At 48.2% G+C, this 15,718-nt stretch carries 17 protein-coding genes; 2 read left to right on the top strand and 15 right to left on the bottom strand.

The window, feature by feature from the left end:
• Nucleotides 1–45: 45 nt before the first annotated feature.
• From NSQ68_RS05755 to NSQ68_RS05685, 15 genes are all read right to left on the bottom strand, one after another.
• Nucleotides 46–657 (bottom strand): hypothetical protein, encoded by a 612-nt coding sequence (locus NSQ68_RS05755; RefSeq protein WP_342428266.1) that lies wholly within the window; start codon nt 655–657, stop codon nt 46–48.
• Between the two features lie 12 nt (nt 658–669).
• The gene (locus NSQ68_RS05750) at nt 670–3,261 is read right to left on the bottom strand and encodes a hypothetical protein (RefSeq protein WP_342428265.1); all 2,592 of its coding nucleotides are present in this window, start codon (nt 3,259–3,261) and stop codon (nt 670–672) included.
• Nucleotide 3,262: 1 nt separating this feature from the next.
• Complete coding sequence (locus NSQ68_RS05745; RefSeq protein WP_342428264.1) at nt 3,263–3,937, bottom strand: YmfQ family protein; 675 nt, start codon at nt 3,935–3,937, stop codon at nt 3,263–3,265.
• Nucleotides 3,930–5,081: a baseplate J/gp47 family protein gene (locus NSQ68_RS05740; RefSeq protein ID WP_342428263.1), complete on the bottom strand. Its 1,152-nt coding sequence runs from the start codon at nt 5,079–5,081 to the stop codon at nt 3,930–3,932. The genes NSQ68_RS05745 and NSQ68_RS05740 overlap by 8 nt, the downstream gene beginning before the upstream one ends.
• Complete coding sequence (locus NSQ68_RS05735) at nt 5,081–5,545, bottom strand: DUF2634 domain-containing protein (protein WP_028543145.1); 465 nt, start codon at nt 5,543–5,545, stop codon at nt 5,081–5,083. The genes NSQ68_RS05740 and NSQ68_RS05735 overlap by 1 nt, the downstream gene beginning before the upstream one ends.
• Nucleotides 5,538–5,945 (bottom strand): hypothetical protein, encoded by a 408-nt coding sequence (locus NSQ68_RS05730; protein WP_342428262.1) that lies wholly within the window; start codon nt 5,943–5,945, stop codon nt 5,538–5,540. Before NSQ68_RS05730 ends, NSQ68_RS05735 begins: the two co-directional genes overlap by 8 nt.
• A complete protein-coding gene (locus tag NSQ68_RS05725; RefSeq protein WP_342428261.1) occupies nt 5,938–6,915 on the bottom strand; it encodes a phage portal protein in 978 nt (325 codons plus the stop codon). The genes NSQ68_RS05730 and NSQ68_RS05725 overlap by 8 nt, the downstream gene beginning before the upstream one ends.
• On the bottom strand, nt 6,912–7,556 hold the full coding sequence (locus tag NSQ68_RS05720; RefSeq protein ID WP_342428260.1) for a LysM peptidoglycan-binding domain-containing protein: 645 nt from the start codon (nt 7,554–7,556) through the stop codon (nt 6,912–6,914). The genes NSQ68_RS05725 and NSQ68_RS05720 overlap by 4 nt, the downstream gene beginning before the upstream one ends.
• Nucleotides 7,557–7,592: 36 nt before the next feature.
• The gene (locus NSQ68_RS05715; RefSeq protein ID WP_342428259.1) at nt 7,593–9,605 is read right to left on the bottom strand and encodes a hypothetical protein; all 2,013 of its coding nucleotides are present in this window, start codon (nt 9,603–9,605) and stop codon (nt 7,593–7,595) included.
• A 176-nt stretch (nt 9,606–9,781) separates the two neighbouring features.
• Complete coding sequence (locus tag NSQ68_RS05710; RefSeq protein WP_044645253.1) at nt 9,782–10,216, bottom strand: hypothetical protein; 435 nt, start codon at nt 10,214–10,216, stop codon at nt 9,782–9,784.
• A gap of 76 nt (nt 10,217–10,292) precedes the next feature.
• A complete protein-coding gene (locus tag NSQ68_RS05705; protein ID WP_007429163.1) occupies nt 10,293–10,700 on the bottom strand; it encodes a phage tail tube protein in 408 nt (135 codons plus the stop codon).
• Between the two features lie 156 nt (nt 10,701–10,856).
• The gene (locus NSQ68_RS05700) at nt 10,857–12,323 is read right to left on the bottom strand and encodes a phage tail sheath family protein (protein WP_342428258.1); all 1,467 of its coding nucleotides are present in this window, start codon (nt 12,321–12,323) and stop codon (nt 10,857–10,859) included.
• A gap of 2 nt (nt 12,324–12,325) precedes the next feature.
• Complete coding sequence (locus NSQ68_RS05695; protein ID WP_342428257.1) at nt 12,326–12,544, bottom strand: hypothetical protein; 219 nt, start codon at nt 12,542–12,544, stop codon at nt 12,326–12,328.
• A 10-nt stretch (nt 12,545–12,554) separates the two neighbouring features.
• Entirely contained in the window at nt 12,555–13,415 is an 861-nt protein-coding gene (locus NSQ68_RS05690) for a hypothetical protein (protein WP_342428256.1), read from the bottom strand.
• Between the two features lie 470 nt (nt 13,416–13,885).
• On the bottom strand, nt 13,886–14,362 hold the full coding sequence (locus tag NSQ68_RS05685) for an ArpU family phage packaging/lysis transcriptional regulator (RefSeq protein WP_013309118.1): 477 nt from the start codon (nt 14,360–14,362) through the stop codon (nt 13,886–13,888).
• A 279-nt stretch (nt 14,363–14,641) separates the two neighbouring features.
• On the opposite strand from NSQ68_RS05685, the gene NSQ68_RS05680 reads away from it, so the two are divergent.
• Nucleotides 14,642–15,115, top strand: a complete 474-nt coding sequence (locus tag NSQ68_RS05680) for a helix-turn-helix domain-containing protein (RefSeq protein WP_342428255.1) — start codon at nt 14,642–14,644, stop codon at nt 15,113–15,115.
• Nucleotides 15,116–15,126: 11 nt separating this feature from the next.
• Nucleotides 15,127–15,552 carry an ImmA/IrrE family metallo-endopeptidase gene (locus NSQ68_RS05675; RefSeq protein ID WP_029516155.1) on the top strand — a complete coding sequence of 142 codons (426 nt, stop codon included), beginning with the start codon at nt 15,127–15,129 and terminating at the stop codon, nt 15,550–15,552.
• Nucleotides 15,553–15,718: the final 166 nt, after the last annotated feature.

Genomic DNA, 15,718 nt, shown 5'->3' with positions numbered 1-15,718 from the left:
CTTTTTAAATAAGAATTTTGCAGCTAAACAGGGGTCAGTACTTGGTTATTTTTCTGTGTCACCAAGCATGAGCTGGGTCAGCGTTACTTCGAGATCTGCAATACGCTGCTTCAATTGATCTGTCTCACTTGGCTGTTGCTCTGCTTTTTGTGTCAGTCCCTTAATCGCTTCCTCACTGAATCCTTCACTCCAGAACGTCGTTGGATTTCTTCGTTCTGGAGCCATAAATGTAGGAGCAAAATATACCGGTTCTTCCTCACGTTCGTTTTCCGGCTTGATTTTCCATTCATCATGTAGCTTCTGAAATGAATCTTGCGATTCCTTATTAATTTGCTCGTACTTCTTCTGGGCCTCAATCAGAGTTTCGTTATATTCTGCTTCATAGGCCAGCCAGCCTTGAATATCAAAACGAGGATAATATAGACCTGGTGGCACTTGGATTGCTACCGTGTAGCCAGCAGGGATGTTATCTGAATTCGTTTCACCATTGCTACTAGAACTACTGGCATTAAGCTGATAAATGTCTAGCTGCTCGTCTGTGTCAGATAGTATGAGTGAAGATGGAGCATAAAAAGGGACGACACCCGTAAAGGCATCGTCCACTAGCTTGTCCTCCAGATAGAGGCCATCTGTATTTACTCTAGGAACTGCTTTCATATATTATCCTCCTTAAACTTCTGCTATAAATTGAACGGCATCTAAACGTATCCAACCATAGCCCCCTCTGCCTACTACTTCAACACGTCCGTCAGGGGATATTGCAATTACGGCAGTTTTGTCAGCGGACACCGCATCAGATGCTGCGCAAGTTAATACCGTTAAGATTTTGGGCCTGTATCCTTCCGGCAACCTAAAAAATGTGACGGTTGCATTAGAAGTCGGTACCTTTATTGACCCGTGCATCTTAATAAGATTATTTGACATTTTAAGGTACTGAGGCCACATATCCACTGACGATGTTTCTGCTGTAACGCCATTAAGCAGTGTAGGTGTAATCCACGACGGGTTATCCTTGTCTGACTTTTTGTTCTCAACCACAGACAGGCGCAAATTTGCTTGTTGCACGCTGTCCATTAAATCCAACAGCAGTGTCTTTTCGTTAGCTGCGTAGGTTCCTGTGAACGGTACAATGGGTGAGAGGCCAACCATAAAGTATGTGACACTGTAGGCCGATACTCTGTCGCTATCCGATGCGTTCAAAAGTTGCGATAACGTACCTGCACTCGTGATCCATCCTACGCCCTTAGTCCATCTTGTGTCTAAGACCCCATCTTTGTATACCGTCAACGGTTGTATAGACCTGTTCCTGAGCAAGCGAGCACTAAAACTGGCGTTATTTATGTTCATCCTGTTGCCGAACATAGTTCCTGTCTCCATATACACGTCGGCAGGCTCGCGCAACACAATTCCCGTACCTACTTCAACCTGATTTTCTCCCTCAACGAACGTTAGTTGCCCTTCGGATATGATAGGCTCTGCTGTAGACGTTGCGAGTTTGTATACCAGTTGGTATGCCGACCAATTTCCATATCTTACATACGACAAGGATGTTATCGCTGTTGTCGGCAAAGTAGTTACGTACAGCGTTGCTGCGGCCCCGTTCGAATCGTAGATAGAATCAAGCGGACACCACGCCTTCCCTACTGCCTCATTGTTAAACGGCTTACTGACGTCTCCTTGACCAGCCAAATACATCTTCCAGCCCATAAAATACGCCTTTATTTCGTCTGTTGTAGGTGTGTAGTTGTCTCCCCATCCACTGTCTGTACTAGAAATGGACAGACCCACAACACCAGATTCTGGACTAAGATGGGATTGATCCGGCCCGCTTAACGGGAAAACATGCTGAACCAACTTACCGTTCCACTTTGTTATCCTCTCACTGTCAACCATTCCATTAGTGGCAGGTATCCGAACAACTTTGTAGCCTGCGGCTGAATCGAAGTAACCCCAGGGTAGCGAGCCGTCAAGCGTCATACTGTGCCAACGTTTGCTTTTATAATATTGCCCATTACGTTCAAACACTGTATCAGCATTAGCCCCTGTAACTGGATCGGCGTACAGGTCTGTTTGCAGTGCCAGCATGGAGTCTTCATGCTGCTTGAACGGTTTGGCAATACTGCCGATGTTGAGCATAAAATCGGAAATCGTTACTTCGGCAGTGGATGTGCCCAGCAAGCGGATCACTACACCTTTAGTACCTGCCGGAACTGTGAATGTATAAGATATAATCCCACTACCTGTTACATTACCGATAACAGCAGTCTCGTTTTGCATATTTACATGTATTCTACCCGTTGCTCCACTCGACTGAGCGGAAACCGTGTAAGCCTGACCCGGAACTAATGGGTAGATGGAAGCTATCATTATATTCGAAGAAGAAACAACAACATTTCGATCATCTTTAATAAGAGGTGTTCCGACCGTAGCGTCCCAAGAATAAAAAGAGTATGGGGCCAAATTCTCCCCGTACCGAATTGCATATGGATTACGTACAGGCATTACACTATCCACATAAGGATATTTGTTGTCAATTTGATCGTCAGTCATCATTGCTAATGCTGTATATTCTGCTGCAGAAATCTCATAGATACGCGCAGCCTCAAAATTAGAATACTGTCCTACAGTACCCTGTGTTACCAAATCTATGTTAGTAATAATATCGCTGGTAGGAGCCAGCCTAAACCAAGCCGTAGCAAATTTAGTTTTATCCGTAACTGTAACTTTCGATTCTACCAGAGCATTCGGAGCCGAGATTCCTGCATCTGTAGCGTTACCTACTTTCGCTTTTACAATTGCAACATAATATTTTCCAGCTAAAAATTTAAAATTACTATAAAACCCCACTCCAACGGTATATCCAGGCTTGATCGTTACTTTTAACGAATTAGGCATTGTCCCTTTATTTAACGTATCTAGTGCTATATCGGCTTGATACGGTGTTACCCCCCTTAAGCTACTCAAATTCCCCCATCTTCCCAACAAATTCACCAACGTACGCCCGCTCATCCCCGTCAGCGAAAACGGCGTAGCCTTTTCCGCATGAACAATTTGCACCCCAGGTTCCAAAGTTACCGTCTTACGCTCTGTCGTATCCAGACGCTTCTTGATCCCATTTACACCCTCATTTACATCACCTGCGAAATCATCTACAGCGCGCCAGTTTTGGTCCAAATACTTCTCCAGATCAAGATACGTGGTTTTGGGCGATGTGCGGTCAATTTGATTTAAGCCAAGATTTGGTGTTTTTTCACTTGCCATGTTATGCGCCACCTCCTAAATATCTATCCTGTGTTGTATGTTCATTTTCATAGAGGGTCATAGACTCCACTTCGGCAATGGTCAGGTAGCGTAATTTGTACTCCACTGCCATGTGGGCGGGCTTGATCTCCTCGATGGCTGCTTTAAGATCATCCACGTTTGGTGGAATCCCGATGGTATCTATAAATTTGACCGTAAATCCCCATTCGGCAGGATGAAAAATAACATCTACCGTACCTCCGTCATACGCCTCTGCTACATTTTTGACAAGCCGACCGGAAAAAGTTCCTGCCCCTCGCAGCTTCGACTCCACCACCGCACGCCGTTGGTCCAATGGCTTCGCCAGATCGGTTTCAATTCCCAGCTCCCTTTCCCAGCGTTCCAACCCCCATGTGGCGGTACGCACGAAAAACTGTCCCACCGTTGCATCCATTGCAAGATACAAGGCGTCCAATTCGCTTCCTTTAGCATCCATATCGGAACGCATCACGCGTGAGGTTTCGTAATAGGAAGGCAAATAGGAAAGCAGCTCACGTCCCCGCTCGCTGCTCATTTGGCCTACTGTATCTCCTGCTATCGTTACCCGATTAACAAAAGTGCCACTACGGTTTGCATGTTTTCCCTGGTCTGGGTTATTCAATAAATCGTCAAAACTGTTCGTTCCATTGTTACTCACTGACGCTCACCGTCCCCAGCACTGCCACCTGGCCTGAGCCAATCTCAATATTCTGATTGCTCTGTCCATTGATTTTCAGTTCAGAGAAATCAATAATAATCGGAATGTCGAGCAAAACAGCAGAAATCCGGGTATACCGTACCAACGGGTCTTCCTTGTAAAAGGCAAGCTGCTTCAAATACGTCCGCACACCGCTCTCGATCAGCTTTTTGATTTCATCCAGCGTGGACGGCTTCTCTTTGGTACGCTGTACCTTGACTGAGATGTTAATCTCCACTTCTGCCGCTGGCATGATCGTCACTACAGGACCCGCTGGCGCCAGCCCTTCTCCTTGCCCATCCTGCGTCGGATCGATGTACTTCTGCACCGCAGCGACGATATCTGGGCTGGCTGCTCGTTTGTCCGTATCCAGCACATATAACCCCACTGTTCCCGGCCCCTTCCAGAGCGGAACTACTTCCACGCCACCCACTCCAGCGATCTCATTCGCCCACTGAGTATACTGCGCCTTGTTGCCGCTTGTGCCCTGGTTCCGCACCTTGGCATAAAAACGCTCCAGCAACAGCTGGTCGCTCTCAACATCTGTGCCGCTTTTGGTTTCCTCCGTATTGATCACAGAGGCAACCCCGCTAATCGGAGTGGCCATCACCTGGATGACACCCGCAGGCACATTACCGCTGCGCCCGGGATTGACCGCCCGAATAGTCGCTTCCCCGGCACCTTGTTCATCCAGCGTGACCGATGCCGTGGTCGCATACTCAATAGAAGCTTCCCCGGATACATCATCTGCCGGAGTCGCCACCAACGTTCCCGCCGGGACGGTCGTTCCCGCTGTGCCCGTGAACGTAACCATACCTGAGGCAGCAACCGCTTCTCGCCGTGTCACCCCATGCTCTGCTGTCCGCAAATCCAGCTCCGGCGAACGAAAATCCGGGTTGTCGCTGGCTGCTGTGCTGGCAAAGCCCCGACGCAGCAGCTCCTGCGCCCAGATCGCCGCTTCGGAGAGCATGAATGCCACCGGAGCCTGTGCATCCCAAATAAAAGAGCCCTCGGACTTATCTATGTCCGAAGGCACTTTTTCCAGCATTCGATTTAAAATTTCCTCTTCCGTCTGGTCTACCAAATATTCCGGCAAGTCTGCCATTAGATCACCACACTTTCCACAATTTCCGTTTCATCCCGCACGTTCGTAATCTGGCAGCTAAAATGGCACGCCTCGCCTTCCCAGCGAAACGTGAACTGATCCACACTAGCCGTACGTGCATCTGCTAGTAGCGCCTCTGTGACCATGCGTTTAATTTCACTTTCCTGTACACCGTGCCCATAGCTGCTGCCAATGAGCTCCTCCAGCTCACTGCCATAGTCAGGTGAATAGATCACATGCCGATAGCGAGGAGTGCGAATCGCTTTTTCACACCACTGTACCCAGGCTTCTTTCTCGCCTGTAGTCACGATTTTACGGCTAGGGCTCATAACAAACTCACCAGCTTCAAAATCAAACCGCCAGCTTCGCCCAAATACTGCACGGTTATCCTCTAGTACATCCGGGTCGGTCATATCCGTGTCTGTCCAGATCATATCATCTGTTTCGGGAAATAAATTAGCCACGTCCACTCACCACCTTGCACACGACCACCACATCATTACCGCCATTCACCCGAACCACAAGTACACGATCTCCAGGCTTAAGACCTTCGTTCAAACTGAAATTCACATCCTCCAGCTCGTCTTCCCCGATATAAAAGGAAGTTTTCAGCTCTTTGCCTTCCCAATTTTCTGATTCCACTGCGGTTGAGGTACCTTTGTACATATGGCGTGGTACAGATAGCAGTCCCGGCAGCTCCGCGACCAGATAGTCCTGAAGCTCATGTTTAAAATCGTCCAGCTTGAGTCCCGTGGAGGTGATCGTGCCTAGTACCGCGCCTACTCCACTCAGCGCTTGCTTGGTGTGCTTATGAAATGAAGATTGCAGCGCAGTAGCCAAATGCCCGTAGGGGTCCTTATTCAAGGTAAAACCTCCTTTTTACATCGTCATACGTTCCGAGCTCCAGCGACATACTGCCGGGGTTGCCCAATTCCCTGCTCACTGAAATGACCAGCAGCTTTATGGAACCTAGCATCACTGCGTCTCCTGCTCGAATCGTGTTCATATCTGGTGCATTTACCGATATCGTTTGCTGTATGCCTCTCAGCTTACTTTTAGCCAACTCACGGGCTGCTGCTCCGGACTTGACCTCGTCATCCTGCACGATCACCTGAAGTGTCCCATATTTGGCAATGTCCTTTTCCTCAAGCGCCATCACCTTGGAAGGAACCTCATTACCTGTTTCACTAGCCGCCGTAGCCAACACCTTCACCCTCGTAGCTGCACCTTCCAGCGTACGGGACTGTGTCGTATCAGTCACTCTCTCCAAAACATACACATCTTTGTTCGTTCCCAGCTCGTACAGCTCCAACCCGGAAGAAATCATCCGTGGATGATACAGCTTCCCCCCCGCCTTTGCCGTTTCGCGCAGATCTCCCAGCATCATAGAATAGATGGACTGTGTGCGGTATACGGCGCGTCCGAGCTGCTTTTTCGTGTCTGGCAATGAAGCGATTTTCAATTTCCAGTCCCTTGCATACTTCTGAAAACGCTGAGTAGCCGTCTGCTTGGCAGGGAGTAAATATTCATCCTCTGACTTGTCCAAATACACTGTACGGTCATACAACGTCAGCGTCATGCGTTTAAGCCCGTTGTTAGATGTTTCTACTTCCCAAATCACGGCAGGGGACAACAAGGGAACATAATCTTTTTTACCATAAGGAATCCCGCTAACCCGAATGGACATCCCAGGGGAAATAGCGGGCATATCCGACGTAACGACCAGATTGACGGTTCCCTGATAGGCGATTTGCTCCAGCGAATCCCTCAAATTAATGTTCTCCACAAGCGGCGACAAATCATATTTATCCTGTAAAATGACTTTATAGCTCATGACAACACCAGCTTTTGCCCCGGTTTAATTGCATTCGGATTTTGTCCAATAACCTTTTTGTTAAGCTGATAAATACGACTCCATTGGGAGCTATCCCCCAACTCGAGCTTGGCAATTTTGGACAAGGAATCCTCGGACTTAACCGTATATATTTTTTTCTTTTCTTTCATATCTGTGCGGGGCTTTTTGTTGACCGTAGCCGCCTTACTTCCTGTACCACCAGCTTTTTTGGCAACTTTCATATCACTCCAGGTCCGCAGTGACAGATCAAAATTCACATCCCCATACTCGCCGCCGCGAAAGATCGAATTATGAGATGCCACAATTACTGGTACATTCACGGCTGTCTCCGTAATGATAAAACGTAGCGGGTTTTTGGATAACAAAAAGCCATTCAACGTGTTCATGGCCTCCTGAGGATCAGGGATATCTTTATATGTGCAATACGCTGGATTGTATTCTTTCGGAAAAAAAGAAGAGAAGGAGATTTCCTTTACCTTCTCCCCTTGCGGGAAGTCAAACTCCCCATAGGATAAAATCGTCGTTGTATCAAATCCTTTTTGCCGTGAGATCGTCACTTCCTCAGGATTTACTGGAAACTGAAATTTTTTCCCTTTACCATCCGTCAAACTAAATTCCATCTCTTTACTCCTTCCCCATTACTCCCATCTACCGTATTACTTAGCTACAGCGCCTACAGGCTTGGTGTTCTGCGTTGCACGCAGAATTTCAGCTTTGAGACGGTAGCCAATTTGCGTAATAAGCCCATCCACATCGAGCTTGTTCTCATGTACAGTGACCTGTACAGCCCCCGCAGGAAGATTGAATTGGTTGGTGGTTTCCGTTTTAAAATCCTTCAAAAAGCCAGACAGTGTTCCCATTTGTTCAGGACTGATCTGTACTACTTGAGGTGTCGGATTACCATTACCTTTGCCTTTAGCTTTGGCTCCATTGTTCGCATGAGCCGCAGTATTCAGTAGTGGGTTGGGATTGACTCCCTGGTTAGCTATAGCCATCGGTCCATAAGGATTAGGGACGCCTTTTGCACCTGGTTGCTGAGGTCCATACATCACTTGAGAGCCGGGTGGTAACCCCGGAAATGGTGGCATAGGTGTTAACGGTTTGGTAGCCACAGCTACAGCAGGTTGAGGTGGTATAGCAGGTTTAGGTACTTCAGGCGGCTTAGCTGGGGCTTTCTTAGGTTCATCTTTTTTACCAAAAGAAAAGAAGTTAGAGATGCTATCACCAAAGGCTTCGCTCTTCTCAGAAAGCCATCCGGTTACTTTGGATGCCTTTTCCTTTATTTCAGAGCCATGGTCTGAAATCCAACCGCCCACTTTGCCCCCTAAAAAGTCACCTGCTAAACCGCCTACATATGAGCCAACAGCAGTGCCGACACCTGGAAGCAAAAATGTTCCAATTGCTCCGCCTACCGTACTCCCAACCGCCCCACCTACGGTGGAACCAATCGCTTGTGCGCGTTCCTTGCCTGGAGCTGCTGTAGCTATGCTTGCTGCATCTGCCAGAACCCCCAATGGCCCACTAATGAACTTTTTGCTCACACCAAGACCTTTACTCACTTTCTCAACTAATCCGCTATCGCTCACCATATCCAGGACAGAAGAAGTATCTATATCCGTTCCACCAGCTAGCAAGTTGCCTGCAAAGCTAAGAATACCACCCGACTTGGAAGAGCGGCGATTACCAGGATTTCTCGGATGATTTCTTGGACTTGGAACTCTTCGGGCAGGGTTAATCCGAGGATTGGATTCTGCTGAACCTCCAGCGTTTTGTCGTCCGCTTCTGTTTCCTTGTGTCGAGTTCCGATCTCTAATATTAATTCTTGCTATCTCTCCGGCTCTTGAATTAAAATCTCTTTGACCACTCGAAGACCGACGACTACCGCCTCTATTACCAGATCTTCTGCCCCCTGAACGTTTGTTCCTTCTTCCCGGGCTATTTGCGCCGCCACCGCCAAACCCGCCAGTAGATTTATCCGAGGTAACTTGAATTAATTTCTGAATTAATTCTTTAATCTCCGAAAGGTCTTTATTGCCTGAAGCGCCTTCAGCATTTCCTTCTGCAGCATCTTCTTTCTTATCTGGAAAAAAGAATTTTTTAAGTACTCCTTTTGCTCCGCCTTCCTTCCACGTTTGTCTGGTTTCCATAAAAGCGGCGGGCATCTTTTTAAACGTTTGAAGACTTAAATCTTCACCTGTAACCCCTTTGTATACTTCCTGAACAACCTTGGCAGGCTCATTATATTTTTGAAGCGCCTCAGCCCACGCTGGAAGTTTACTTTCCTCTTCTGCTTTAGGTTTTGTACTATTTAGTATGTTTGAACCAGTGTTGCCTCTAACTGCCTTCGTGTTGTTCTCCAACGCTGTTATAAGACCACTAATGCCGTCGATGGACACACTACTGCTACTGCTTACCTTTAAATTCACATTCCCCGAGGCGTTAATAATCTGGGATTTGACCCGGTTAATCTTGTTCAACAGATTATCCAATCCTTTGGAAGCCATATCGTTCAGCACAATTTCCGGGGCCATGCGAGTGCGGCCGATTTTCAAAACACGGCCTTGAATCCGCTCAAAATAACGTTCCATTGCGCGCAATTCTCTGTTCGCCTTAATGACGTTTTTAGGATCGATCACAAGGTTCATGCGGTAATTTAATGCTTCTGCCATCTATCATGTTCACCTCCTTGTTTATGCTTTTGAAGCTGCTATGCTATCCATTTCCTGTTCGGCAAACGCCAGCAGCAGCATGCGCTCACCGCGGGGAAGCCGCCAAAAGTCTCCGGGGCGGAGGTGGTGCCGGACCCACAAGTGGTACAGCATCGTCGTCATTCCCCCGGAGCCGATTAGTTTTTTAGGTCGGCAATCTCAACGCCAAAACCTGACAGTTCCAGCACCTTATCTCCTACTGCATCCAGCTCACCCGCCAGCAGCATACGGCGGACAGACTGTTCGCCACCGGACAGCTTCAAGCGGCTTGTAATCCGGGGATCGCCCCAACCGCTAAGGGACAAGCCCTTCACTTCCAGCTTTCCGGTAGCTTCCGAGATCAACAAGGCATTGAACGTTTCAGTATCTACTTTTTCATCTACAGCACCCTTCACGGTTCGGCGAATCGTGCAACGTTCACGAATGCTGTCCACTTTACTGGAGGTCAGGCCATGCAGCACAATTTTCATATCGAGGCGCTTGATACGAACCGTTTCTTCCGGTAGTTTTTCAGCGGCTTCAAACAGGCTGTCCAAAATTTGTTCTTCTGTCATATTCTCATTCAAGCTCATAAGTCATTCTCCCTTATTGTTCATTTGTATTTAGGGAACGGAACGCTTGACAGCATCCCATCCCCCGTCTTCCAATTTAGTTTGCTACAATCGGATCCAGCAGTTCATAGCCTTCAAAGGTGAAGGTCGTTTCTTCCTGTACTTCTTCACCTGCTGTCCAGTTGGCTAGTTGGATTTTGTCAGGAGTGCAACGAATGAGACGAATACTTTCATGTCCGAAGGCTTCTGGGTCATCTAATTTTGTAATAATCTCAAAACGGTTAAAACCGCGACGAATCATATCGGATGTGACCTTGTAGCCACTCATCGTTCCCGTTCCCTTTTTGATACCGCGCTTGTGCACCTTCCACTCGTTGCCCACGAGATTCAGCTCGCGTTTTTCCATTTCCACGCTGGCTTCCAGCTTATTGATATTCGTCTGCCACACCCCGTCCACATGCGCCTGACCATACGTACCTAAAATGACTCTTGAAGCATCCAACATTTATTTTTCCTCCTCAAAATAATCCATAATATAGTTCGGGATTTCACAAAATCCTCGTTGTTAACAAGCTACTTCATTTCTGCCGATTGCCTGCAAAATGCTTATACACGTAAAATGCTTATACACGTAAAATGCTTATACACGTAAAATGCTTATTTATTGCACGTAAAATGTGCCGAACAACTGCTCCATCACGTCGGTGAGCTTCACGTTCCATTGCAGGAACACTTGATCCGGCTCCGGTTTGATAACTGGCGCATCGCCGTAGTAAGCCGGGTCGAGAATGACATCGTAGCCATCTGCTTCGATGACGTTACTCAGCGACAGCTGTGCCAGGTATTCTTTGATCGCACCGATAAGCGCCAGACGCCCTTCCACTGTGTTATTGATTTTGCCAATGTAAGTCTCTTCTGCCGCACGCTGCAAGTCAGCGTTAATAGCATCCATGACACGGATGGAACGAATTTTCTTCCATGCGTTGTTTTGCCCGGCAGATGGATTCACCAAGCTGTTGATCCCGCGCAGCGCTTTGACCTGACGACCGTCGAAGAACAGCAGGAAGACACCATTACGGACAGCCTGCTCCTGCTCGGAACGTGTCCAGCGGCGGGTTACATCCTCAAAAGGCGTAACCGCATATGTTGCCGATTGATTCAGACGTTGACCTGCAATCAGGCCAGCTACATAAGCAGCCGTTTGGGCGGAACTGTAATCCGAACCTGCCAGACGTACGCCTGTACCGACGTTCACGATGCCTTCATGGTTTAGGGCCAGGGAACGTGCAGAGGCCAAGCTGACGGCTGTTTTGGACACATCATCTGCCGCAGAACCGCCGAATACAGCGATTACGCCTTTACCTTCGCCACGGACACGCTTGATCCAGGCTGCAAAGCTTTGCAACAATGCCAGATCAGCTGCATAATCCAAGGCCAAGACATTAAATTCCTGTCCTTCAAGTGCCTCCTGCATCGCGATGTAATCGGCATTAACCAACTTGCTATTGCCGCTGTTGCCGCCAGTGAGGTGTACGCCACTGACATCCACCGGAATGCCGCCGTCGCCGACAACCTCGGCCTTCACCCATACGTTTTCGCTGTTCTCGTTCATCGCCTTGGCGATAGAGGCAGCCGTACCGTCACTACCTTTGTACGTTCCGAGCAGCTTGGCTCCTTCATAGAGGCGCACCTCACGAGCTTGCTCATCACCCAAAGTTGGCTGTACAGTTACAGCGAAACCATTACCACGGCTACCTGTGTACAAAGCCTTCAGGCGCAGCACATCCACCGGTGTCTCACCGCCGCTTTTCAGCGTCACAGATGCTTCAGCAGCTGTATTATCTGCCAAACGGTAGGCTAGCAGCTTTTTCGGACCGCCCAGCAAAGCCAGGTACAGCGTCGAATACGCGGTTGCACCGTCCAGACTGTCACCCGAAAAGAGTTGGCTGATTGCCGTTTCACTGCCGATCTCTACAAACTCACGTACAGGGCCCCAATTCGCCTTAACGGGTACAACGACCGTACCACGCGACCCACCTTGAATCGCTGAAGCTGCTGCTGCCTGAAAATTCATATACAAACCCGGCAATACCGGTTTATTCGTGTTTTCCCATGTTCCGCCTGCCATAATTAATCCACCTTCGCTTTCATAAATTGTTCGATTTTAGTGTGTGCTTCTGCTACCGTAAACAGCTTGTCCTGTGTGCCAAAAAAGGCGCCTGCCAGCACTTCTTCTTTCACGGAAAACAATGGTTCTGCGTGCTCCTTTAGCTCCTCCAGCGTATAGCGAGGGCCACTTGCTTCCTGCCCGGTATGTACCGGGGCCTTCTCATGGTCTTCCAAGGTCACTCGGACCACCTCATTTCAAAATAGGATGAATTTCCACTCTGCGAATCAACGCCGCTTCCTCAGCCGGGCGCATTCTCCGCTGTACCAGCATCAGCCGAAGCTGACCGTCTAAAATGGCGTCCGCCTGCAAATCAGCTGAGGCTTCAGCTGTAGACATATAACGGCCCTTGTCCTGATCCAGCGGAAGCTGAATTTGAGCGGCAAAGCCCTCAATCAGTGCAGAAGCTGCGCGGATTTCTTCGGTGGTGTCCGGGGCGGTAATATGCCCGATGTACCGTTTGCGCAGCTCATACATGGAAGCTCCCGCCATCCTAGTTTCACAGCCGCTCATCCGCCATAGTACCGCGTGCCGGCCCGGCTGTGCAGGCCATGCGTCGGCGTATACCGACCACGTTTCGCCCAGTTGCTTCTGCGTCCAGCGGACCAGCGCGGCCAGCCACTCTTCCGGCTGTGTAGCACCGCTTGCTGGAACGGCCAAACCACCTTCCGTCTCAGGCACATACACGCCAAAACGCAGCGTTCTATAGGCCTTGCCCGTAACGGTGTCCAGCTTTTCTGCATCCCGCACGCCCAAATAGTGCGCGGTAAAAGCCGATGTGTCCTCACCTGCACCTGTCACCGGTTCCCGGTGCAGTCCGGCAATCAGGGCATTCGCCCATACATCAGCCTGCGCCAGCCCGGCTTGTCCTGCGTACAGCTTGATGCGAACAACCTGCCGATAGCCGGCCCAGGAAGACTTCCAGATTTCCTCGCCCAGCGCCATAACTGCATACGGCTCCTCTGCCGTCTGCGACGGTGGCTGAACATCGTATACACGCCCTTGCAGCGCTGGAATAATTTCAATGAGCTTTTGCTTAAAGGCTTGTCTCATCCTGCGGCATGCCACCTTTGCGTATCCTGCGTTCGCATGTTGTGGCTATTCAGCCAGGCTTTTTTCCACTTCCGTGTTCTCATCCGGCGCAGCCTCGTACTCATGCATTGCAGCATCCCTTGCTTAGGCAACACGACTCCTCCTTTCTATTCAACGAATTCCCGGGAACCAACAGAGACGATCACCGCATGAAAAAACCGGCCCTAATGGCCGGCTAACGTTTGACTGTGTGTGTCTTCGGTATGTCCTCTTGTCTTGATTCCCGATGATATAATCTTACACCCTAATAACGAATGCGTTGCCGGGGAAATGGACGATAAAAGCAGAGACTAGGGATGATGTTGGGAGGTTTTTAGAGAACAAACGTTCGCATTATGAAAAAAGGCCTTGATCCCTGTTATTACAGGAAATCAAAGCCTTTTAAGAAACGATTTTAAATAAGAAGTGAGAACAAGTGGATAATTATTACATCAACCCAATTTTCGATCCGCGCCCTTCTGCAAACCTGCCAAATTTAAAACGCCTTGGTCCGCCAGTGCAAGCGCCATTTTGTAAAAAGCACGCGTGCGAAGCTTCGTATACGTATCCTTGCTGACTGGCGGGTCTAACACATAATTGTAAACCTTGTAATCGAACACATCGTCATCCTTTAAATAACGTTCACGGATAAGCAGCTGTTCACGTTCATTCAAGCGGCTCACTACGGCATCCACCATTTCGCAGTAGGCCAAGCGAGCGGCAGGAGCATCCACATTATATACGGCTGTCCGGGCCGTTGGATCGCTTGTCACATTCGTTGGGCCGTTCGGGCGATCCGTATAGCCAGCCGTAATAAAGCTCTCCCGGTCCATAAAGGTAATCGTTTTATAAATCCGGTATTTCTCAAACACACCCTCCAATGCATTCTGCGTTTTGCGACGGTCCAATTCGGGTAAGTTATTTCTCATGTAAAGCAACACTCCTTATCTTATGCCTTTTGACAATGATGTATTTTTAAATATAAAAACGCTCATGTTTACATTGTGTTCCCCTTTTGTTCGTATCTTGAGTATAACATAACATTATTTAGGATAGGTATCCATCGTCAAAAAAAGCAGTATAGCTCCAAAAACAGGATATTCGCTTTATTTTCCTATGCCTTTTGGCATATTACGTGCTTTTACTATTTACCTAATGGTATAATAAAACTAGTATCTATGATTCTCTTGTAGAAAGGAGCCCCCATTGTGGAACAGCCAGCATTCGGAACTTACTTAAAACAGCAGCGTGAGCACAAACAATGGAGCATCAACCAATTGGCAGATGCTGCAGGTATTAGCAATTCACAAATTTCCCGCATTGAAAATGGACTGCGCGGAATCCCCAAACCTTCCACCCTCCGCAAAATAGCGGACGCGCTTAGCGTATCCTATACCGAAATGATGAAGGCCGCCGGATATTGGGGAGACGATGATTCAATGGAGCAAAATCCACATGAACTTTATCCTTCTACTGTGCCGGAATGGGCAACCTCCAAAGACCGCCGGGATTTTAAAAAAATGCTGGAGGAAGACGACGAATTAATGTTCGATGGCATTCCGCTGGATGAAAAAGATCGTCAACGGATCAAGGACGTGCTGACAGGTCTATTCTGGGAAGCCAAACAGATGAACAAACATAAAAAGCCCAAAGAGCCCCAAGCGGGCAAAGATCAGGGATAGCAGGTGATCGTATGAACGAGCTTATTCACAAACTTGTCCGAAAATACCGTACCAACTGTCCCTTTGATATTGCAAAAGCTCTGGGTATCCATATCCGATACTGCGATCTAGGCCCCACAACCAAAGGGCTGTATTACCACAAGTTGCGTAGAAGATTTATCGTTATCCACAATGGCCTCACACCCGAATGGGAACGGTTCGTCTGTGCGCATGAATTGGGACATGACCGACTGCATAAAGGCATTAGCCGCTTTTTTATGGAGGAGCACTCCTACTTTTCTCCAGGAAAATTTGAACAGCAGGCCAATCGGTTTGCCGTGCTTTTGCTAAGTGAAGGAAAACCGCCACTAGCTGACGAAACGTTGGATCACTACTTACCCCGGATCGGGCTGCCCAAAGAGACTGCCCTTTTTTTTGACCACAAAACGGAACGTTAGTTCCCATTCTATAAGTTACTGTTTATTACTTCCTATAATATAGGTAACTAGACGATGGATTTAACAACCGATATATCAAAAAAAATTTTAGTGCTTTGATATAAAATAGAAGTTATTTTTACAATCATCTGATAAAATGTGGTCGTAAGCGGTTTCTCTAATTCAT

This window comes from Paenibacillus sp. FSL L8-0158, from assembly GCF_038592965.1.
Classification (GTDB): Bacteria; Bacillota; Bacilli; order Paenibacillales; family Paenibacillaceae; genus Paenibacillus; species Paenibacillus polymyxa_D.
Note: the sequence above shows the minus strand (reverse complement) of the source record. Positions and strands in the feature narration are given on the sequence as shown.